We start from the raw sequence: 19587 nt of genomic DNA, 5'->3' as shown, positions 1-19587 counted from the left end.
CGGGCCAGCCCGCGCGGCGATCCCCTCTGCCCGCGCTTACCCCTCGCTGTACCGCCGCTGCTGTCCTCATGGCCTCGATCGTCGGGCTTCGTCCGGCCGCTGCGGGGTCAAGCCAGCATGTATATGGACAGAAAGGCGAACCCGATCAGGATGAGGGGGAGGGGGTGAGCCGCAGCGGGCGATCTGCCGGGTTGCGGCGTCATGGGTGGCGACAGAATGAAGTGGCAATGGCAGCGATGCAGGAAGGCGTTGCTTGATGCTTGCCTGAGGCGATGCCCCCAGATCAGAAAAAAACGGGTGCCAGGAGCGCGCGCGACAAGAGGGTGTGTCGTGGCCGCTGGGCGTAGACGGCACGATAGATCAGAAAGAACAATAGTGCCCACACCCAGGTGGGGATGAGGCGCAAGGTTGCCGCAGATAGGGGAAGGCTCTGGATGGAGACTGGACGCTCCATCGTCGGGCTGGGCGTGGCTATGCCCGTTTCGCGCTGGCGATAAAGCAGACCGCGGGTTGAGCGAAAGGGGTGGCCGGAGAGGGCTCCTCGGAAGCCGGCCACGAAGCCTTCAGCCTGCCGTGCTGTCGCGGTCAGTGCGCACCAGCGGTGGCTTGCGCAGCATCATCATCGGCAGTCTGGCCAGGCTTTTTGCGCGAGCTCTTCGGGCGCGCGAACCAGACGGTGACGATCAGCAGCACGAAGATCACGCCGGAGGCGTAGAACACATCGACTGCGGCCATGGTGTGGGCTTGGGTGCCTATCATGCCGTCGACGATATGCAGTGATTGCTCATGCGTGAGGCTCAAGCCATTCTGGAGCGCACCCATGGTCTGATCGAAGGCCTGCTGCCCCGGTTGAGCCACTTCTGTTAGGCGGGCGTGGTGCAGGGTGGCGCGATCGTCCCAGGCCGTGGTGGCGATGGAGGTGCCGAATGCGCCGGCGGTCAGTCTCAGGAAGTTGGACAGCCCCGAGGCGGCGGGAATGCGCCCCGGTTCCAGGCCGGAGAGGGTGATCGAGGTCAGCGGCACGAAGAACATCGCCATGGCTGCGCCCTGGATGATGGTCGGTGTCATCAGTGAGCGCACATCGGTCTGCGGATTGAAGCCCGAGCGCATGAAGCACACCAGTGCAAAGATCAAAAAGGCCAGCGTGACCAGTTGACGCGGATCGCGTGTGGCCAGCAGCTTGCCGACGATGGGTGTCAGCAGGATGGCGAGGAAGCCAACCGGCGCGGTGATCAGGCCGGCGTAGGTTGCGGTGTAGCCCATCGTGCTTTGCAACCATAAGGGCAGCAGGACCACGTTGCCGAAGAACACCCCGTAGGCGATGGCCAGCGTCAATGCGCCGACAGTGAAATTGCGTTCCTTGAAAAGCCGCAGATCCACCACGGGGTGGGCGTCGGTGAGTTCCCAGATAAGGAAAAATACAAACGCGACGATCGCCAGGGCGGCCAAGGCCTGAATCACGGGGCTGGCAAACCAGTCCAGCTCCTTGCCCTTGTCCAGCATGATCTGCAGGGCGCCGACCCACAGGACCAGTAACAGCAGGCCTATCTTGTCGATGGGCAGCTTGCGGGTGAGCGACTCGCGGTCGCGGAAGATGCGCCAGCTGATCCATGCTGCGAGCAGGCCGACCGGCACGTTGATATAAAAAATCCAGGGCCAGCTGTAGTTGTCGGAGATCCATCCGCCCAGCAATGGCCCGGCCACCGGGGCCACCAGTGTGGTCATGGACCATATGGCCAATGCCATGCCGGATTTCTCGCGCGGGAACGCGGCCAGCATCAGCGCCTGCGACAGCGGAATCATGGGTCCGGCGACCAGCCCCTGCAGGACGCGAAAACCGATCAGGGCTTCGAGCGTGGGCGAAAAGCCGCAGAGCCAGGAGGCCAGCACGAACAGAATCGTCGAGATGACGAACAGGCGCACCTGACCGAAGCGCTGGGTCAACCAGCCTGTCAGGGGGACCGTGATGGCATTGGCGACGGCAAAGGAGGTGATGACCCAGGTGCCCTGGCTGCTGCTCACGCCCAGATCGCCCGAGATGGTGGGGATCGAGACGTTGGCAATAGAGGTGTCCAGCACGTTCATGAACACGGCCGTCGACAACGCCACCGAGCCGATGATGCGGGTGGCCCCTTCGAGCGGTGGATAAGGCCCGCCGCCCGGGGCCTTGCGGGCTTGCTCACTCATGATTGCAGGTTATCGCTGATGATTTTGGCGATGTGCGCGTCGATGTCCTCGTGGGCGGGCTCGAAAGCCTGTGTGGACCAGGCCGGGCCGCTCTTGGCGGCAGCAGTGAGCGGCTGGCCATCGCCCTGGCCGACATCGACCTCGACTTCCATCGATAAGCCGATGCGCAAGGGATGTTGTTTGAGTTCTTCGGGGTCCAGCGCGATGCGCACCGGCACGCGCTGGACCACCTTGATCCAGTTGCCGGTGGCGTTCTGGGCCGGCAGCAACGCAAAGGCTGCGCCAGTGCCGGCATCCAGCCCGACCACCCGGCCGTGGTACTTCACGCTGCTGCCGTACATGTCGGCGGTCATCGTGACGGGTTGGCCGACTCGCATATGGCGCAACTGTCCTTCTTTGAAGTTGGCCTCGACCCAGACCTGATCCAGGGGGACCACATTCATCAGCATGGCTCCCTGCGCCACGCGCTGGCCGACCTGCACGCTGCGCCGCGCAACCATGCCGTCGACCGGCGCGGGCAGTTCGGTGCGCGTGCGCGCCAGCCAGGCGTTGCGCAGGTCGGCCGATGCCTGGCGCACATCGGGATGGCTGTCGACCGCCGTACCTTCGGTCAATGCCTGGTTGGTAGCCAGCTTGGCTTGCGCCGAGGCCAGGGAGGCACGGGCCTGGGCCACGCCTGCCTGGGCATTCTTGAGGGTGGTTTCGGCGTGCAGGATTTCCTCGCCGCTGACGCCGCCCGATCCCGCCAGGGCCTGGCGGCGCTTCAGGTCGCTCTGGGCGCGCTTGAGATCGGCTTCGGCACGAGCAATATCGGCCCGGCGCACCTCGATATCGGCGGCCAGGCTGTCATTCTGGACATACAGGGTGCGTACCTGACGTACCGTCTGGGCGAGACGGGCTTCGGCCTGGGCCAACGCAATATCGGTGTCGGCAGGGTCCAGGCGAACCAGGGGCTGGCCGGCCTTGACCAGGTCGGTGTTGTCGGCTTGGATGGCGATCACAGTGCCGGGCACCTGGGGAGTGATCTGCACCAGGTTGCCATGGACGTAGGCATCATCGGTGCTCTCGAAGTGTGCGCCGAACAGCACCCACCAGAGGGCATAGGACAGAGCCAGCATCAGGAATACGCAGCTGGCGATCAGTAGCAGGCGTTTGCGCGCGGGGTTGATAGCAGGGGAGGTCATGGGAAGAATCAGCGGGTCGAGGAGGGAGGCACGGCCGGCTCGCCGGTATAGCCGCCGCCCAGGGCGTAGGCCAGGTCAGCATCGAGTTGATAGGCGCGGAAACGCAGATCGGTCTGCAGGCGGGCCTGGGCGAGCACGCCGTCCTGGGCCAGCAGGACGGTCAGATAGTTGCCCAGGCCGTTGCGATAGCGTTTGACTGCGAGGTCATAGGCGCTGTCGATCGCTTCGCGCGCCTGGCGGCGTTGCATTTTTTCCTGATCGATCAGCCGCAGGGCATCGACGGCATCGCCGACCTGCTGGATGGCGGTCAGCACAGCCTGGTTGTAATCAGAAACGGCGAGGTCGGCGTCTGCGCGTCGGCCAGCCAGATTGGCGTTGAGCTCACCGCCATGAAAGAGCGGCAGGGTTATGGCCGGGCCGATGCCGGCCGTCCGGCTGAAGCGCTCCAGCAGCAGATTGGTGCCCAGCGCCTGAAAGCCGGCAAAGGCCATCAGATTGACGTTCGGATAGAACTCGGCCTTGGCGCTGTCGATCTGGTGGCGGGCTGCTTCGGCACGCCAGCGGGCGGCCGTGATGTCGGGGCGATGGCCCAGCAGCTCCAGCGGCAGGGCTTGCGGCAGCACGCCATCAGGCGTGGCCAGTGTCTGGGGCCGGATATCGCCTGCCTCTCGGGGGCTGATAGCAGTGAGGGCGGCTAGCTGGTTGCGCAGCTGCGCGATGCTGGTGTCCACCTGAGTCAGATCCACGCGTGCGCTGGCGGCGGCCGACTCGGCCTGTTTGACTTCGACTTCGGTGTCCAGGCCTGCCTGCTTGCGGCCCAGGGTCAGTTTGTAGACGTCGTCGCGTTGGGCGATCACGCGTTGGATCACGTCGTGCTGGGCGAAAGCGTTCTGCAGATTGAGATAGCTGCGCGTGACCGAGAGTGCCAGCAGATTGCGTGCTGCCTGGGCGTCGGCCCGGGCGGCGGCCTGCTGAGACACGGCCGCCTTCAGGCGCGAGCGGTTCTTGCCCCAGAAGTCCAATTCATAACTGAAGTCCAGCGCCAGCCGGTTATCGGAGACGACCGAGCCGCCCAGCGGCGCAGGCTGCACGTAGTTGCCGGACAGGTGTTGCCGGCTGAGGGCGTAGTTGGCATCGACACGGGGCATGAGCGGCGCGCGTGCGCCGGCAACGGCGGCGTTGGCGTGCGCCAGGCGGGCCTGCGCCGCAGCCAGAGAGGGGCTGCTGGCCAGCGCGGCATCGATCAGGCGGTTCAGCTGAGGGTCGTCGTAGCGTTGCCACCAGCGCGCATCGGGCCACTGGATGGCGGCAGGCGATAGCCCCAGTTGACCGGGGTCCAGCTCAGCCTGCGGCGCAGGGGCCGGGTCCATCAGCGCGCAGCCGCTCAATGCGAGCGCCAATGCAGTGGAGAGAAGGCGTTTCATCCTGACGTTTCGCTTAAATGATTGATTAAGCTGTTATTGACTAGGCAGTAATTAAAGCGCAGTTTCGGATTTCGTGCCGAAGCAACCCGGTCGCCGCCGGGGTTAAGTGGTGATCGGCCTCAAGCCTTGCCGTTGGCCAGCATGCGGGTCAGCAGGTGGCGCAGCTGGCGCACTTCGTCGGCGCTGAAGCCTCGCAGATGGGCGTTCAGGGCCTTGGCGATATAGGCGGGAATCTCGCGCGCCTTGGCCAGGCCCGCGGGGGTCAGTTCCAGGCGCACTACCCGGCGGTCTTCTTCGCTGCGCTGGCGTTGCAGCAGGCCTTTCGCCTGGAGACGATCCAGCGTACGCGTCATGGCGCCTGTGTCCACGCCGATGATGCGGGCGAGTTCGGCGGAGGTGTCGGCGCGCCCGCGTTCGATCAGGGTGAGGGGCCGCCATTGCATGGCAGTCAGGTCCAGGGGCGCCATTTCCGCATCGAGCATGCGATTGAGCGACTGATAGACGAGCTTGATCAAAAACCCGCAGTTGTCTTCGCTGGCCGTGACGGTGTCGGCGCGGTAGTGAACATTGCTGGGCTGGCTGGATGGAGGATCGGAAGGCGCAATCATGCGCGAAATTTAACTGCCTAGGCAGTTATTGTCAAACGGGTTCGGGCGGGTTTTTCGCACCCTTGCGCAATCCCGAGCCGACGATGGCGGCCACGATCAGGCCGGCGCCTGCCAGCATCCGCAACGACGGCTCCTGGGCGAACAGCACCCAGGCGAAGGCGATGGCGTAGACGGGCTCGAGTGCGATGACCAGGCCGGCCGTGCGGGCGTTCAGGCGGGTGAGCGAGGAGACAAACAGATAATGCGACAGGCCCGTGCAGAACACGCCGAGCAGGGCCAGCCACAGCCAGCTGATGGCATTGACCTGGCCCAGCTGGTCGACGGCGAAGGGCAGCAGCATCAGGGCCACGATGGTGTTTTGCCAGCAGGCAACCTGCATGGGGTCCATGCCGGACGCGGCACGCCGGTTGGTCAAGGCCAGCAGGGCGAAGGCAAGCCCGGAAAGCAGGCCCCAGGCCAGTCCGATGGTTCCCTGGTCGGCCAGGTCGAAAGCCGGCGTGACCAGCACCAGGCCCACAGTCACCAATGCCAGCACCAGCCATTCGTTGCGGCTGACTTGTTCACGGAACAGCAACCCTTCAAACAGGGTGATGAAGGCGGGAAAACTGGCAAACCCCAAGGTTGCGATGGCGATGCCGCCCACCTTCACGGAAATGAAGAAGGTGACCCAGTGCACGGCCAATAATGCGCCGGATACCACCAGAACGAATATCTGGGCGGGGGTCAGTATTCCCAGCAGTTTGCGTCGCTGCATCCTCGCAAAGAAAGCCAGTGAGATGACTGCGAAAACCGCACGCCCAAGTGTGATGACCGCGGCACTGGCTTGGATGAGTTCGCCAAATACGCCGGTCAAACCGAATAGAATGGCGGCAAAGTGGATCGAGGCGAGGGCGCGTTGACGAGTCATGGTGTCCGGGAGTGCGTCGCTGCCGGCAAACGCCAGGGCGGCATCCCTTGTCTTTCCGTTCTTGGATGCTTTGCGAGCACCGCATCTCGTGCGCCGCAAAAAACAAAATGATCGCATGAAACGCCTTTCCGAGTATTTCCCCGCCTCTCGTCAAGCCCAGCTGGCCTCAGGGTATGCGCTGGCAGCGCTGGGGGCCATTTTGTTCTCGGCAAAGGCCATCGTGGTGAAGTTCACCTATCGCTACGACATCGATGCCGTAACCCTGATCGCCTTCCGGATGCTGTTTGCCATGCCGTTCTTTCTGGCGGTGGGCTGGTGGCAGGCGCGCCGTGCCCGTCGCGGTGAAATTGCCGTGCTCAGCTGGCGTGAACGTCTGCAGATCTGCGTGCTGGGATTGATCGGTTATTACCTATCGAGTTTTCTTGACTTTCTCGGCCTGCGCTACGTGACGGCCAGCCTCGAACGCCTGATTCTGTTCCTCTCGCCGTCGATGGTGGTGCTGCTGTCGGCCTGGTGGCTCAAACGCCCCGTCACACGGCGCCAGGCCTGGGCAATGGGCTTGTCATATCTTGGCGTGGTGCTTGTCTTCGCCCATGATCTGTCGCAGACCTCGGGAGGTTCCGAGGTCGTCAAAGGGTCTTTGTTCGTTTTCGCTTCGGCGCTGAGCTATTCTGTTTATCTGATCTGTTCCGGCGAGCTGCTCAAGCGTGTGGGCGCGACTCGGCTGGTGGCTTATGCCATGCTGGTTTCCTGCGTGGCCTGTGTGATTCAGTTCTTTGTTGTGCATTCGCCGGCGACCTTGATTCAACCAGTCGGGGTCTACGGATATTCACTGATCCACGCCACGATCAACACCGTCATGCCGGTGTTCATGATGATGTGGGCGGTCGCCCTGATCGGCGCGCCGACGGCATCGTTGTTGGGTATGGTGGGGCCGGTATCGGTATTGTTTCTGGCGGCATGGCTCCTGGAAGAGCCGATCACCGTATGGCAACTGGCGGGCACAGCGCTGGTGCTGGCGGGGGTGTTTGTACTGACCGGCCGGCGAGTCGGCCGGGCAAACTGAGGGCAGGGGCCGCGCTTCTGAGGTTTTTGCGTTGGTAGTCAAATCTGGAAAGGAGGCCAGCATGGCCAGTCAACTCGTCAAAGCGGTCCGCATCGAAGCACACGGCGGCCCCGAAGTCCTCAAAGTGGTGGAAGTCGAAGTGCTGCCGCCCGCCGACAATGAAGTCACCATCCGCCAGCATGCGGCTGGCCTGAACTTCATTGATATCTATTACCGCACCGGCCTGTATCCGCATCCTCTGCCGCATGGCCTGGGCTTCGAGGGCGCGGGCGTGGTCGAGGCTGTGGGGGCCAAGGTCAAGCACCTGAAGGTCGGTGATCGCGTGGGTTATGCCCAGAGCCCTCTGGGCGCCTATGCCCAGGTCCGCAACGTGCCGGCCGCCCAGGTCATCAAGCTGCCCAAGGGCGTGAGTTTCGAAGAAGCGGCTGCGATGATGCTCAAGGGCCTTACCGTCCAGTATCTGTTCCGCCAGACCTACCGTCTGCAGGGCGGAGAAACGATTCTGTTTCATGCCGCGGCCGGCGGGGTAGGGCTGATTGCCTGCCAATGGGCCAAGGCCTTGGGCGTGAAGCTCATCGGTACGGTATCCAGTCCCGAGAAGGCCGCCCTGGCGCGCGCCAACGGTGCCTGGGAAACCATCGACTATTCGCACGAGAACGTGGCCGAGCGCGTGCTGGAACTGACCGGCGGCAAGAAAGTGCCGGTGGTCTATGACGGCGTGGGCAAGGATACCTGGGAAACCTCGCTGGACTGCCTGGAGCCGCGTGGCCTGATGGTCAGCTACGGAAATGCATCCGGCCCGGTGACTGGGGTCAACCTGGGCATCCTGAACCAGAAGGGCAGTCTCTACGTGACGCGTCCGTCGCTGGGCGTGCACGTCAATACCCCCGAAAAGCTCAAGGCCGCGGCCGACGAATTGTTCGGTCTGGTGCAGAAAAAGAAAATCGTGATCCGTATCGACCAGCGGTATCCGCTGGAAGAGGCCGGCGTGGCGCAGGAAGCTCTGGCCGCGCGCAAGACGACCGGCGCGACCATTCTGCAACTGGATTGAGCTAGGCCCGGCCGGTTTATGGACCGGCAGGCAAGAAAAAACCCGGCGCTGCCGGGTTTTTTCTTGGGCTGGCTTGAATCAGGCCACGCGCATCTGCTGCAGGGCGGCGATGCGGGCCGGGATGGGCGGGTGAGAGGAGAACAGCGCCGAGATGGCGCGCCCGCCCGCGATTCCGGAAGCCTGGAAAGACTTGGGAAGCTCGCCCGGGTGCACGCCACCCAGACGGGCCAGGGCGTGGATCATGGGCTCGCGCGAGCCCAGCAATTGCGCCGAGCCGGCATCGGCACGGTACTCGCGCTGACGCGAGAACCAGGCGACGATGATCGAGGCCAGGACGCCGAAAATGATCTCACAGACGATGACCGTGACGTAATAGCCAGGGCCCACGCCGCGTTCGGTGCGGAAGATCGTGCGGTCGACGAAATAGCCGACCACGCGCGCCAGGAAAACCACGAAGGTGTTCACCACGCCCTGGATGAGGGTCAGGGTGACCATGTCGCCGTTGGCGATGTGGGCGACTTCGTGGCCCAGCACGGCGGCCACTTCTTCTTCGGACATGCTTTCCAGCAGCCCGGTGGACACGGCCACCAGGGCGTCGTTGCGGAACGCCCCTGTGGCAAATGCGTTGGGCTCGCCTTCATAGATGGCGACTTCAGGGCGGCCGATGCCGGCGCGGTCAGCCAGTTGGTGCACGGTGTCGAGCAGCCAGGCCTCGCGGCGGTCGCGCGGGGCGTTGGGATCGATGACGTGAGCCCCCGTGCTGTGCTTGGCCATGGGCTTGCTGATCAACAGCGAGATGATCGAACCGGTAAAGCCAACGATCAGCGAGAACACCAGCAGCGAGGTGAGGTTCAGGCCTTGCGCGGTAATGTGGCGATCCAGCCCCAGGATGCGCAAGGTGGCCGACAGCACCAGCATCACTGCCAGGTTGGTGATCAGGAACAAAATAACGCGTTTCATTCTGTTGGGTTTCCTCTGCGAGCGGAAAACGATTTTTAAGCAACACTTCGACCGGTGCCGTGCGAACCGGTTCCCCTGGGCCGGCCCTGCACCGGCTGTGCGTTCGGGTTGGGGAGTATAGTATCGCTTTCCCCTATATGTTCCCTACTTTTTCCTGACGAGCCCGTTCGCATGCAGGCACTTTGGATGTTGGTGGCGTCCGCTATGTTCGCCGTGATGGGTGCCTTTGTGAAACTCGGCAGCGAGCACGGTGCATCCCTGGCGCAAGTGGTTCTGTTTCGCGGGCTGCCTTCGGTGGTATTGCTGCTCATCTGGGCGCGTGCCGCACGTCAATCGATTATTCCGGTTTCATGGAAGTTGCACCTGTGGCGCAATCTGGCCGGCGTGACTTCGATGTGGCTGGGATTCTTTGCGATTTCGCATCTGCCACTGGCCACCGCCACCAGCCTGACTTATACCGCGCCGCTTTTCATCGCCTGCTGGATGCTGGGCTGGGGCGGGGCGCAACGCGATATGGTGCGGATTCTTGCCGTGGCGCTGGGGTTTCTGGGTGTGATCACGGTATTGCGCCCCAGTATTACCGATGATCAATGGTTGGCTGCCCTTTTGGGGCTGATGGCCGGTGCGCTGTCGGCTATCGCCATGATGCAGATTCGCCAGCTGGGCCGCGTGGGCGAGCCAGAGTGGCGCACGGTATTGTTTTTCTCGCTGGCGGTCTGTGTAAGCAGTATCGGCGGACTGGCCTGGCAGGGCTGGGGGCAGGCGGATCTGGTCGGCTATCTGGCGCTTATCGGCGTCGGCACGGCCGGATTGTTCGGCCAGCTGGCCATGACGCGAGCCTTCGGGCACGGCTCGGCCTTGCTGACGGCGGCATTGCAGTATTCCACCATCATTTTCGCGGCCCTGATCGGCATGGGCTTCTGGGGCGACATGCTGGATGGTCTGGCATGGGGCGGGATGGGCTTGATCATCGTCGCCGGATTGCTCTCTGTATGGCGTACTATGCGGGATAGCTCGCCGGCCTGAATGCCCGGCGCAAAGGCAGCCAAGGGACACTCCATCATGACCATGACTTTGATTTCCGTCGCCGATCTGGCGGCACGCCTGGGCCAACCCGATGTGCGTATCTTCGACGTGCGCCACGATTTGATGGATCATTCCGTCGGGCCGCGCCAGTTCGCCGAGGGCCATATCCCGGGGGCGCGCTACCTGAATCATGAAACCGAGCTGGCTGCGCCGCGCACCGGCACCAACGGGCGTCATCCGCTGCCTTCGCGCGATGCATTCGCCGGTTTGATGGCCGCCCATGAGGTCACGCCCGAGACCCTGGTCGTGGCCTACGATGGCAGCGGCGGCGCCTATGCCGCACACCTGTGGTGGATGCTGCGCTGGATGGGACATGCGCAGGTGGCGGTCCTCGATGGCGGTTGGGGCGCATGGACGGCGGCCGGACTGCCTGTCGAAAGCGGGGTGGCGCAGAGCTTGGCGCCGCAGACCGGCATCCGGGCAGGTGCTTCGCTGGTCGGGACGGTCGATGCCCGGGCCGTGCTGGAGAACATTTCGGCCCCCGCCTTCACCGTGGTCGACGCCCGGGCAGCCAATCGTTATCGCGGCGAGACCGAGCCGATGGATCCGGTGGCGGGCCATATCCCGGGCGCCCTGAACCGGCCCAATGGCGAGAACCTCGCCGCGGACGGCCGGTTCAAGGATGCAGCCCAATTGCGCGCTGAATTCCAGGCGTTGCTGGGCGCACGCCCGGCCCAGGAGGTCGTGCATCAGTGCGGCTCGGGGATCACCGCCTGCCACAATCTGTTCGCGATGGAAGTGGCCGGGCTGTCGGGCTCACGCCTGTACCCGGGCTCCTGGAGCGAGTGGTGCGCCGATCCGACGCGTCCGGTGGCCAAGGGCTGATCGGCCTGACAGTGCAAGCAAGAAGGCGGCCTCGCAGGCCGCCTTTTTTGTGACGCGCATCCCGGGGGGCTAGGCGTAGGCCCGGGTGCTGATGCTTTCCGCTATTTCCAGGAAGTAGGCCAGGGGCTCGGTCTGCATGTCAGGGCATTTGGCCTGGTCATCCCAGCGACGCAGGCGGATGGCGTCAGGCGCGCCGCGCAGGCTGGCGAACTCCACCGCCTGGCTTGCATCGAAGCTGCCGCCTTGCAGGGCCAGACTGCGGCGTGAATCTGGCGACAGGCCTGCGGCATAGCCGGGATCCAGATAGCAAAGATAGCGCTTGGCCTCGACGTGCAGGCGAATCGGGTCGAGCACACGGTTGTCGAACAGGCCGCGCAGAAACGGCTGCACGAAGTACTGGTGCTTGTCGTCGATGCCGCGTTGTGTCGGCGTGCCGGTCTCATCGGCGAGCAGATGGCCGAGATCGTGCAACAGGCAGGCGGTGATCAGATGGGGCGTCGCGCCATGGCGTTCGGCCAGGGTGGCAGTCTGCAACGCATGGCGCAGGTGGCTGACGGGCTCGCCGTCATAGCTGCGGTGGCCGCGTTGAAGAAAGAGGTCTTCGATGTCGTGCAGGCTCAGGGGCATGTCTGCCTCCCGTGGAATCCGTGTCGGCATGCAGTACACCAGAGCTTCGTGACGGATTGATGACGCAGACATGAAAACGCCCGGCATGCGCCGGGCGTCGGGTGAGGCCGGCCTATGGTCAGCGGCTCGGTTCTTCCATGATGCGGCGATACCATTCATGGAAATGCTGCATGCCATCTTCCATGGGCGATTGATAGGGGCCGGCTTCGTCGGCGCCGCGCAGCATCAGGGCGCGACGCCCGGCATCCATGCGCTCGGCGATCTCGTCGTCCTCGATGGCCGTTTCCATGTAGGCCGCTCGCTGGGCCTCGACGAACTCGCGCTCGAAAGCGGCGATTTCCTCGGGGTAGTAGAACTCGACCACGTTGACCGTTTCCTGGGGGCTCTTGGGATACAGCGTGGACAGCACCACCACATGCGGGTAGAGCTCGATCATATGGGTGGGGAAGTATGTCACCCATACTGCGCCGAAATCCGGCGCCTGGCCGTTGCGGAAGTCCAGCAGGCGATCATGCCACTGCCGGTAGACATCGGAGCCGGGCTGCGCCAGGGCCTGATGCACGCCGACTTTCTGCAGGCTGTACCAGTCGTTGAACTCCCAGGTCAGGTCGTCGCAGGTGACAAAGCGCCCCAGGCCCGGATGGAAGGGGCCGACGTGGTAGTCCTCCAGGTAGACCTCGATGAAGGTCTTCCAGTTGTAGTTGCACTGGTGGATTTCGACGTGATCCAGTACGTAGTCGCCGAAGTCGAATTCGGGGCGCGTGAACAGCGCAGCCATGTCGCTGGCAGGGTCGCGCGGACCCTCGAACAACAGGCCGTGGCAATCGCGCAGGCGGTAGCGCTGCAGGTTCATGCAGGGCGTGGCCTCGAACTGGGGCGCGCCCAGCAGCTCGCCCTGGGCGTTGTAAGTCCAGCGATGCAGCGGGCATACGATATTGCCGCCCGTGGCAGCGAGGTTGCCGGCGGTGTTGGCGTTGCCGTTGACGTTGCCCGTTTCGCCGCCCAGCATCAAGGCCTGGCGGTGGCGGCAGACATTTGAGATGAGTTCAACGCCGTTCTGGTTGCGCACCAGAACCCGTCCTCCGTTTTCCTGCACCAGGGTGCGCCAGTCTCCGACGTTGGGGACGACTTTCTCGTGACCGACGTAGAGAGACGATTGCTTGAATATGCGTTCTTGTTCTCGCGCGAAGCGGGCTTCGTCGAAATAGGCGCTTACCGGAAGCTGGGTACGCGCTGGCACGACATGTGCCATCCGACCAATGTCGGTCATGATTCCCTCCGCTCGGATGAAAAAGCCAGGACGGCGGAAGGCATGCGGAATGAGCCTCCGACTCCGTGCTGGCGCGAAGAAAAATCGGACTGGCCGATCCTAAACCGAGAATTGTACCGCATCCCATTCCGCCGCAGCGTCAGATAAATCTGCGCGTCAATGGGTGCTGGCGCAGGCACCAGCTCAGCGCTGCCGACAGCAGAAAGACGGCGCTGGCCAGCAAGGGCAGGCGCCAGAATGCGGCTGCGCCCTGCCCGGCTGCCGGGACATTGCGCTCGAACAGGTCCAGCAGCGCGGGATGGATCAGGTAGATGCCGAAGGTCAGTGGCGCCAGCGCCGGCAGGCGCGGCAGGGCGCGCGCCTGCACGAAGCACTGAAAGGCCGCCAGCGAGGTCAGCGGAACGGTGAGGCTGAAGTAGTCGTAGAAATAGAGGTTGAGGGTCTGGCTGTCTGACAGCCACACGACGCCGGCGGCCGTCAGGGCGATACCCGCCAGGGTGATCAGGCCCGGGCGTGGCAACCGCCATTGCCCTTCGAAGATCAGGCGTCCGGCAAGGAAGTAGCCCAGGTAGGGCAGGAACCAGGTCAGGAAAAAACCCGGCCCGGCATCCAGGGCCTGGCGATACAGGCTGTCCAGTGTCGCCACGCCCAGAATGGCCAGGGTCCAGAAGCTGCGGCTGGCTGGGCTGCCGCGCGCGTAGAGCAGGCGCACGGCGGGGGCGGCCGCGTACAGGCCGACGATCATGTACAGATACCAGAGGTGATAGTAGGGCTGACCCTGGGCGATCTTCTGCGGCCAGAACGACAGGTCCAGCCCGTCGGCCCGCAGGGTGCTCCAGCTCAGATAGAACAGTGTCCAGAAGGCCAGCGGCCATTGGATGCGGGCCAGGCGGCGCCGGTAGAACTCACCGGCCGGCTGATTGCGCCCGGGATCGAGCAGCAGCGCGCCGCTGATCATCACAAAGACCGGCACGCACCAGCGTGCCGCCGAATCGTACAGGTTGGCGGCCAGCCAGCCTTGGCTGGCATAGCCAGTGGGGTCGGAAACGGTCTGTGCGGCGCTATGCAACATGACTACCGCAAAGGCAGCCAGCCAGCGCGCCGCATCCAGCCGCGCGGGGCAGGGTGACTGCGGGCTCATGGCACTCCTCTGGGGGGGGCGATGCCCCAAAGGGGGCACCTGCCTCAACCATAGCAACCCCGTGCCCTTGCGCCTGTTTCCAGGCGTTAAGGGCTGTATGTCCCGGTGAGCCGCGGTCGGTTACTGCAGCACCACGTTGGCCTGTTTGATGAGCTGCTCGACGATGGGTTGCTCGGTTTCGATCTGTTTTTGCAGCTCCTGGGCCGAACCGGAGCGCGGGTCGATGCCCATGTCCAGCATCTTGCTGCGTACGGCTTCGTCCTTGAGGGTGTTCTGCAGCGCCGTCTGCAGTCGTGCCAGCACCTGCGGCGGCGTTCCCTTGGGTGCGACGAAACTGAACCAGGCGCTCATGTCCGAGCCGGTGTAGCCCTGTTCAGCCAGGGTGGGCAGTTGCGGTTCGGTCGGCAGGCGTGCGGTGCTGGCAATGCCGAACACGTTCACTTTGCCGGCCTTGGCCTGCGGCATACCGGTGGCAACCATGTCGAAGAACAGATCCACGTCGCCGCTGATCACGGCCGGAAGGGCCTGGGTGGCGCCTTTGAACGGCACGTGCAGGATGTCCACGCCCGCGTCCTGCTTGAAGCGTTCGCCAGCCAGGTGCGAGGACGTGCCCGGGCCGAAGGTGGCGTAGGTGAGCTCGCCTGGATGCGCCTTGGCATAGGCGACCACCTCGGCGGTGTTCTTGAAGGGGCGTTTGGGGCTGGACAGCAGTACCAGCGGCCCGACGCCGACCATGCCGATGGGCGCGAAGCTGTCCGGATCATAGGGCAGTTCTTTATAGAGGAAACGGTTGGTGACCAGCGTGGAATTGGTTGCCATGAGGATGGTGTAGCCATCCGGTTGCTCGCGGGCTACCGAGGCGGCGCCGATGGAGGTGCTGGCGCCGGCCTTGTTCTCGACGATCAGGGATTGCTGCAGTTCCTTGGCCATGCGCTCGGCCAGGATGCGGGTCAGGACATCCGTGGCGCCGCCGGCGGGGAAGGGGGAAACCACCTTGATGGGACGGCTCGGATACGTATCGGCCCAGGCGGGCAGGGTGGCTGCGGCCAGCAGGGCTGTAAGGCAGAGTTTCAGGGTTTGTCGGCGCATAGTGTCTTCCTTCAGTGGTGGGGCGGGGCTTTTCTTTGAGCCAGCCTTGCTATAAATTCCGTATGGCGGAATTTAATTTTGTATTCCGAAATTGGAATATAGAAATCCTGGGGGCGAAATGCAACAACAATCACCGGTTTCAGGCCCGGCCCGGCGCAAACGCCAGACGGGGGGCGCCGGAACGGCGTCGCCAGATTTCATTACGGCGTTGGCGCGCGGGCTGGATGTTCTGCGCTGCTTTCGCAGCGAGCCGAAGACACTGGGCAATCAGGAGCTGGCGCGTCTGACAGGGCTGCCCAAGCCCACCATCAGCCGTATCACTTTCACCCTGACCGAGTTGGGCTATCTGCGGTATCACGCCGAGAGCGGCAAGTATTCGCCCGGCCATGCGGCGCTGGCGCTGGGATTCGGTCTGCTGGCCGGATTGGCCATCCGTGACCTGGCCAAGGCCGACATGACCGCGCTGGCCACCCAGACCGGCGGGGCGGTCGCGCTGGGGGCCTTCGACGGCGATGCAATGGTGTACGTGGAGGCGATGCATGGTTCGCCCGCGCTTTATCTGCGCCTGCCGGTGGGCTACCGAGCCAGCCTCGATACCGCCATGGGGCGGGCCTATCTGGCTGCGCTCGCGCCGGCTGCGCGTGAAGCCCTGATGGCTTCGCCCTCGGCGCCGGGCGAGCAAGTGGTGCAGGAAGCGCTGCGCGACTACGAGCGCCACGGTTGCTGCTTTGCCATCGGGCAATGGCAGTCGGGAATCAACGCGGCGGCGGTGGCCTTTCCGGCCCTGACCGGCGAAGGCGTTTTTGTGCTCAGTTGCGGCGGGCCGGCAGAGCTCCTGCCGCCGGCGTTGCTGCACGACCAGGTTGCTCCGGCGCTGGTCCGCGTGGCGGCGCGGTTGTCTGGGAAATAAGGCCTGCGGCGGGGGCTGTCGCTATCTCGTACAATTCGAAGATTGCTAAATCATTTCTTTCCGCGTTCCGGAGTTACGCTTGTCTTCATCGCCGCAGGCCTTGCCTCAAGATTTTGAAACCGCGCTGGCCGAATTGGAAGCGCTGGTGCAAACCATGGAAAACGGTTCGCTGCCGCTGGAGCAGTCGCTGGCTGCCTACCGGCGCGGCGTGGAGCTGACCCGCATCTGCCAGGAGCGCCTGTCCCAGGCCGAGCAGCAGGTCAAAGTGCTGGAAGGCGATCTGTTGCGGCCGCTGCAGGCCGGTGCCATTGACGACGAATAACTGCATGAAGCAACCCCATCTTGCCTGCGCCGATTGGCTGCGCGAACGTGCCTTGCATATTGAGCAGGTGCTCAAAGAGCTGATGCCCGCGGCGCAAACCGCGCCCGAACGCCTGCACGAGGCCATGCGCTACGCCGTGCTGGGGGGGGGCAAGCGCGTGCGCGCTGCCCTGGTATACGCTGCCGGGCAGGCCTGCCCGGTCAGCGGCAGTGTGCTGGCCGTGGAGGCGTCCATGGATCGCGCTGCGGCGGCGGTTGAGCTGATCCACGCCTATTCGCTGGTGCACGATGATCTGCCCTGCATGGACAATGACACCCTGCGCCGTGGCCGTCCGACTGCCCACATCCATTATGACGAGGCTACCGCCATGCTGGCCGGCGATGCATTGCAGCCGCTGGCCTTCGAGCTGCTGGCGGGCATGCCCATCGCGCCGGCGCTGGTCGTCCAGGCCACGCAGGTGCTGGCGCGTGCGGCCGGCAGCCTGGGCATGGCGGGCGGACAGGCGATCGATCTGCACAGCGTGGGCAAGACGCTCACCCGCGATGAGCTGCAGGTCATGCACAGCATGAAAACCGGCGCGATGCTGGCGGCCAGCGTGACGCTGGGCGGCATCGTGGCGGGGGCCAGCTCCACGGCGCGTGCCGCACTGGACAGCTACGCGCAGGCTATGGGCCTGGCTTTTCAGGTCGTGGACGATATTCTCGATGTCACCGCCGACAGCGCCAGCCTGGGCAAAACGGCGGGCAAGGACGCGGTCGAGAACAAACCCACCTATGTATCCCTGCTGGGCCTGGAGGCGGCACAAGCGCTGGCCGAGGAACTGAGGCAGGCCGCGCACCAGGCGCTGGGCCCGCTGGGCGAATCGGGCGCGCGGCTGGGCCAGCTTGCCGATTTCATCGTATTGCGCGATCGTTGACCTTTCCGCGCGGCGCTGCAGGCAGCCCGCGCCAATCACCGTATGCATCACATGACGACAGAACACCTGGACCGTATCCAAACGCCGGCCGACCTGCGCAAACTGGAACGTCGCGATCTTGACGCCGTGGCCAAGGAGCTGCGCGGCTTCATCCTGGAGTCGGTATCCAAAACCGGCGGCCATCTGTCGTCCAATCTCGGCACGGTCGAACTGACGCTCGCCATGCACTATGTCTTTGACACGCCTCACGACCGGATCGTGTGGGATGTCGGGCATCAGTCCTACCCGCATAAAATTCTCACGGGCCGACGGGCCGGAATGGCCAGCCTGCGCCAGGAAGGCGGGATTTCCGGTTTTCCCAAGCGCAGCGAGTCGGAATATGACGCCTTCGGCACGGCGCACTCCTCGACCTCGATCTCGGCGGCGCTGGGGATGGCGGTGGCCTCACGCAATGCCGGCATTGCACGCCAGCACATTGCCGTGATCGGTGACGGCGCCATGACCGCGGGCATGGCCTTTGAGGCCATGAACAACGCTGGCGTGACACCCAACGTCAATTTGCTGGTGATCCTGAACGACAACGATATGTCGATCTCGCCGCCGGTCGGGGCGCTCAATCGCTATCTCGCGCGGCTGATGTCGGGGCGCTTCTACGCCACGGCCAAGAACGTCGGCCGGGCGGTGTTGCAGCATGTCCCGCCCGTGCTGGAACTGGCGCGCCGCATCGAAGAGCATGCCAAGGGCATGGTCACGCCGGCAACCATGTTCGAGGAGTTCGGTTTCAATTACGTGGGTCCCATCGACGGTCATGACCTCGATGCCCTGATCCCCACCCTGCAGAACCTCAGGGCCCTGCAGGGACTGCAGTTCCTGCATGTGGTGACGAAGAAAGGCCAGGGCTACAAGCTGGCCGAGGCCGATCCGGTGCTGTATCACGGGCCAGGAAAATTCGATCCTGCCGTGGGCATCCAGCAGGCCAAGGCGCCTTCCAAGACCACGTTTACCCAGGTGTTCGGCCAGTGGTTGTGCGATCAGGCGCAGGCCGACAGCCGTCTGGCCGGCATCACGCCGGCAATGCGCGAGGGCAGCGGCCTGGTCGAATTCGAGAAACGCTTTCCCACGCGTTATTTCGACGTCGGCATCGCCGAGCAGCATGCTGTCACGTTCGCCGCCGGTCTGGCCTGTGAGGGGCAGAAGCCGGTGGTGGCGATCTATTCCACCTTCCTGCAGCGCGGCTACGATCAGTTGATCCATGATGTGGCCCTGCAGAACCTGGACGTCACCTTTGCGCTGGACCGTGCCGGCCTGGTCGGCGCCGATGGCGCGACCCATGCCGGCAACTATGACATCGCCTTCCTGCGCTGCGTGCCGAATATGGTGGTGGCTACGCCGTCGGACGAAAACGAGGCGCGCCTGCTGCTGTCGACCTGTTATGCGCATCCGGGGCCGGCTTCGGTGCGCTATCCGCGCGGGGCTGGCTGCGGCGCGGCCGTTTCGACGGATCTGCAGACAGTGCCGCTGGGCAAGGGGCGCGTGCTGCGTCAGGGCAGTCGGATTGCCATCCTGGGCTTTGGCACACTGGTGCAGCCGGCGCTGAAAGCGGCCGAGGCCCTGGGTGCGACGGTGGCCGACATGCGTTTCGTCAAGCCGATCGACGAGGCCCTGGTACGCGAGCTGGCAGCCAGCCATGACGCCCTGGTCACCCTCGAAGAAGCCGCCATCATGGGTGGGGCCGGCAGCGCGGTGCTGGAAACCCTGGCGGCCAGCGGCCTGGCCATGCCGGTGCTGCAGCTGGGGCTGCCCGATCTTTTCATCGATCATGGCGACCAGGCGGCCTTGCTGGCGGGGGTGGGCCTGGATGCCGCCGGTATCGAGCGCGCCATCCGCGCGCGCTATGGCGACTTGCTTCAGGGCGCTCCTGAAGGCGCTGCCGCGCCGGTCACGGCCGCCCGCGCCTGATTGCCAACCTGGGCGCAACGCATTGTTGCGCCCAGGCAACCCACGAACGGAAGGG

General features: G+C 64.3%; 18 protein-coding genes. 8 read left to right on the top strand and 10 right to left on the bottom strand.

Features of this window, described 5'->3' with window-relative positions:
- Positions 1–585 precede the first annotated feature (585 nt).
- The 5 genes from A7V84_RS08715 to A7V84_RS08695 all read right to left on the bottom strand — a co-directional run bounded on the left by A7V84_RS08715 (position 586) and on the right by A7V84_RS08695 (position 6310).
- Positions 586–2187: a DHA2 family efflux MFS transporter permease subunit gene (locus A7V84_RS08715; RefSeq protein ID WP_063492371.1), complete on the bottom strand. Its 1602-nt coding sequence runs from the start codon at positions 2185–2187 to the stop codon at positions 586–588.
- A complete protein-coding gene (locus A7V84_RS08710; RefSeq protein WP_063492370.1) occupies positions 2184–3371 on the bottom strand; it encodes an HlyD family secretion protein in 1188 nt (395 codons plus the stop codon). The genes A7V84_RS08715 and A7V84_RS08710 overlap by 4 nt, the downstream gene beginning before the upstream one ends.
- Before the next feature lie 8 nt (positions 3372–3379).
- Entirely contained in the window at positions 3380–4795 is a 1416-nt protein-coding gene (locus A7V84_RS08705; protein ID WP_063492369.1) for an efflux transporter outer membrane subunit, read from the bottom strand.
- 119 nt (positions 4796–4914) lie between these two features.
- Positions 4915–5403, bottom strand: coding sequence for a MarR family winged helix-turn-helix transcriptional regulator (locus A7V84_RS08700; RefSeq protein WP_170283361.1), 489 nt, complete (start codon positions 5401–5403; stop codon positions 4915–4917).
- Positions 5404–5434: 31 nt separating this feature from the next.
- Complete coding sequence (locus tag A7V84_RS08695) at positions 5435–6310, bottom strand: DMT family transporter (RefSeq protein WP_025514465.1); 876 nt, start codon at positions 6308–6310, stop codon at positions 5435–5437.
- A gap of 115 nt (positions 6311–6425) precedes the next feature.
- Here A7V84_RS08695 and A7V84_RS08690 point away from each other — a divergent pair, with 115 nt between their 5' ends.
- Complete coding sequence (locus A7V84_RS08690) at positions 6426–7376, top strand: DMT family transporter (RefSeq protein ID WP_025514467.1); 951 nt, start codon at positions 6426–6428, stop codon at positions 7374–7376.
- 61 nt (positions 7377–7437) lie between these two features.
- Positions 7438–8427: a quinone oxidoreductase family protein gene (locus A7V84_RS08685; RefSeq protein ID WP_025514469.1), complete on the top strand. Its 990-nt coding sequence runs from the start codon at positions 7438–7440 to the stop codon at positions 8425–8427.
- 78 nt (positions 8428–8505) lie between these two features.
- On the opposite strand, the gene htpX is transcribed toward A7V84_RS08685, so the two are convergent.
- On the bottom strand, positions 8506–9387 hold the full coding sequence (gene htpX, locus A7V84_RS08680; RefSeq protein WP_025514471.1) for a protease HtpX: 882 nt from the start codon (positions 9385–9387) through the stop codon (positions 8506–8508).
- 171 nt (positions 9388–9558) lie between these two features.
- Between htpX and A7V84_RS08675 the strand changes: the two genes are divergently transcribed.
- Together A7V84_RS08675 and A7V84_RS08670 are read left to right on the top strand one after the other, a co-directional pair.
- On the top strand, positions 9559–10413 hold the full coding sequence (locus tag A7V84_RS08675; protein WP_025514473.1) for a DMT family transporter: 855 nt from the start codon (positions 9559–9561) through the stop codon (positions 10411–10413).
- Between the two features lie 36 nt (positions 10414–10449).
- Positions 10450–11298, top strand: coding sequence for a sulfurtransferase (locus A7V84_RS08670; RefSeq protein ID WP_063492642.1), 849 nt, complete (start codon positions 10450–10452; stop codon positions 11296–11298).
- A gap of 69 nt (positions 11299–11367) precedes the next feature.
- On the opposite strand, the gene A7V84_RS08665 is transcribed toward A7V84_RS08670, so the two are convergent.
- The 4 genes from A7V84_RS08665 to A7V84_RS08650 all read right to left on the bottom strand — a co-directional run bounded on the left by A7V84_RS08665 (position 11368) and on the right by A7V84_RS08650 (position 15425).
- On the bottom strand, positions 11368–11925 hold the full coding sequence (locus tag A7V84_RS08665) for a phosphonate degradation HD-domain oxygenase (protein WP_025514476.1): 558 nt from the start codon (positions 11923–11925) through the stop codon (positions 11368–11370).
- Positions 11926–12043: 118 nt separating this feature from the next.
- The gene (locus tag A7V84_RS08660) at positions 12044–13195 is read right to left on the bottom strand and encodes an aromatic ring-hydroxylating oxygenase subunit alpha (RefSeq protein WP_025514478.1); all 1152 of its coding nucleotides are present in this window, start codon (positions 13193–13195) and stop codon (positions 12044–12046) included.
- Between the two features lie 139 nt (positions 13196–13334).
- The gene (locus A7V84_RS08655; protein WP_033534892.1) at positions 13335–14336 is read right to left on the bottom strand and encodes an acyltransferase; all 1002 of its coding nucleotides are present in this window, start codon (positions 14334–14336) and stop codon (positions 13335–13337) included.
- Between the two features lie 120 nt (positions 14337–14456).
- The gene (locus A7V84_RS08650; protein WP_033534891.1) at positions 14457–15425 is read right to left on the bottom strand and encodes a Bug family tripartite tricarboxylate transporter substrate binding protein; all 969 of its coding nucleotides are present in this window, start codon (positions 15423–15425) and stop codon (positions 14457–14459) included.
- 118 nt (positions 15426–15543) lie between these two features.
- Here A7V84_RS08650 and A7V84_RS08645 point away from each other — a divergent pair, with 118 nt between their 5' ends.
- The 4 genes from A7V84_RS08645 to dxs all read left to right on the top strand — a co-directional run bounded on the left by A7V84_RS08645 (position 15544) and on the right by dxs (position 19532).
- Complete coding sequence (locus A7V84_RS08645; RefSeq protein WP_025514482.1) at positions 15544–16335, top strand: IclR family transcriptional regulator; 792 nt, start codon at positions 15544–15546, stop codon at positions 16333–16335.
- Positions 16336–16414: 79 nt separating this feature from the next.
- Complete coding sequence (locus A7V84_RS08640) at positions 16415–16657, top strand: exodeoxyribonuclease VII small subunit (RefSeq protein ID WP_025514483.1); 243 nt, start codon at positions 16415–16417, stop codon at positions 16655–16657.
- A 4-nt stretch (positions 16658–16661) separates the two neighbouring features.
- Positions 16662–17573 (top strand): polyprenyl synthetase family protein, encoded by a 912-nt coding sequence (locus A7V84_RS08635; RefSeq protein WP_063492368.1) that lies wholly within the window; start codon positions 16662–16664, stop codon positions 17571–17573.
- A 51-nt stretch (positions 17574–17624) separates the two neighbouring features.
- Complete coding sequence (gene dxs / locus A7V84_RS08630; RefSeq protein ID WP_025514488.1) at positions 17625–19532, top strand: 1-deoxy-D-xylulose-5-phosphate synthase; 1908 nt, start codon at positions 17625–17627, stop codon at positions 19530–19532.
- Positions 19533–19587: the final 55 nt, after the last annotated feature.

Origin of the sequence: Bordetella trematum (assembly GCF_900078335.1) — a bacterium.
GTDB classification, from domain to species: Bacteria; Pseudomonadota; Gammaproteobacteria; order Burkholderiales; family Burkholderiaceae_B; genus Bordetella; species Bordetella trematum.
Note: the sequence above shows the minus strand (reverse complement) of the source record. Positions and strands in the feature narration are given on the sequence as shown.

Coding starts and splice junctions, on each gene's coding strand:
- A7V84_RS08705 (WP_063492369.1), bottom strand. CDS start 4,795: ATGAAACGCCTTCTCTCCACTGCATTGGCGCTCGCATTGAGCGGCTGC.
- A7V84_RS08695 (WP_025514465.1), bottom strand. CDS start 6,310: ATGACTCGTCAACGCGCCCTCGCCTCGATCCACTTTGCCGCCATTCTA.
- A7V84_RS08675 (WP_025514473.1), top strand. CDS start 9,559: ATGCAGGCACTTTGGATGTTGGTGGCGTCCGCTATGTTCGCCGTGATG.
- A7V84_RS08690 (WP_025514467.1), top strand. CDS start 6,426: ATGAAACGCCTTTCCGAGTATTTCCCCGCCTCTCGTCAAGCCCAGCTG.
- A7V84_RS08650 (WP_033534891.1), bottom strand. CDS start 15,425: ATGCGCCGACAAACCCTGAAACTCTGCCTTACAGCCCTGCTGGCCGCA.
- dxs (WP_025514488.1), top strand. CDS start 17,625: ATGACGACAGAACACCTGGACCGTATCCAAACGCCGGCCGACCTGCGC.
- htpX (WP_025514471.1), bottom strand. CDS start 9,387: ATGAAACGCGTTATTTTGTTCCTGATCACCAACCTGGCAGTGATGCTG.
- A7V84_RS08635 (WP_063492368.1), top strand. CDS start 16,662: ATGAAGCAACCCCATCTTGCCTGCGCCGATTGGCTGCGCGAACGTGCC.
- A7V84_RS08715 (WP_063492371.1), bottom strand. CDS start 2,187: ATGAGTGAGCAAGCCCGCAAGGCCCCGGGCGGCGGGCCTTATCCACCG.
- A7V84_RS08685 (WP_025514469.1), top strand. CDS start 7,438: ATGGCCAGTCAACTCGTCAAAGCGGTCCGCATCGAAGCACACGGCGGC.
- A7V84_RS08665 (WP_025514476.1), bottom strand. CDS start 11,925: ATGCCCCTGAGCCTGCACGACATCGAAGACCTCTTTCTTCAACGCGGC.
- A7V84_RS08645 (WP_025514482.1), top strand. CDS start 15,544: ATGCAACAACAATCACCGGTTTCAGGCCCGGCCCGGCGCAAACGCCAG.
- A7V84_RS08660 (WP_025514478.1), bottom strand. CDS start 13,195: ATGACCGACATTGGTCGGATGGCACATGTCGTGCCAGCGCGTACCCAG.
- A7V84_RS08710 (WP_063492370.1), bottom strand. CDS start 3,371: ATGACCTCCCCTGCTATCAACCCCGCGCGCAAACGCCTGCTACTGATC.
- A7V84_RS08700 (WP_170283361.1), bottom strand. CDS start 5,403: ATGATTGCGCCTTCCGATCCTCCATCCAGCCAGCCCAGCAATGTTCAC.
- A7V84_RS08655 (WP_033534892.1), bottom strand. CDS start 14,336: ATGAGCCCGCAGTCACCCTGCCCCGCGCGGCTGGATGCGGCGCGCTGG.
- A7V84_RS08670 (WP_063492642.1), top strand. CDS start 10,450: ATGACCATGACTTTGATTTCCGTCGCCGATCTGGCGGCACGCCTGGGC.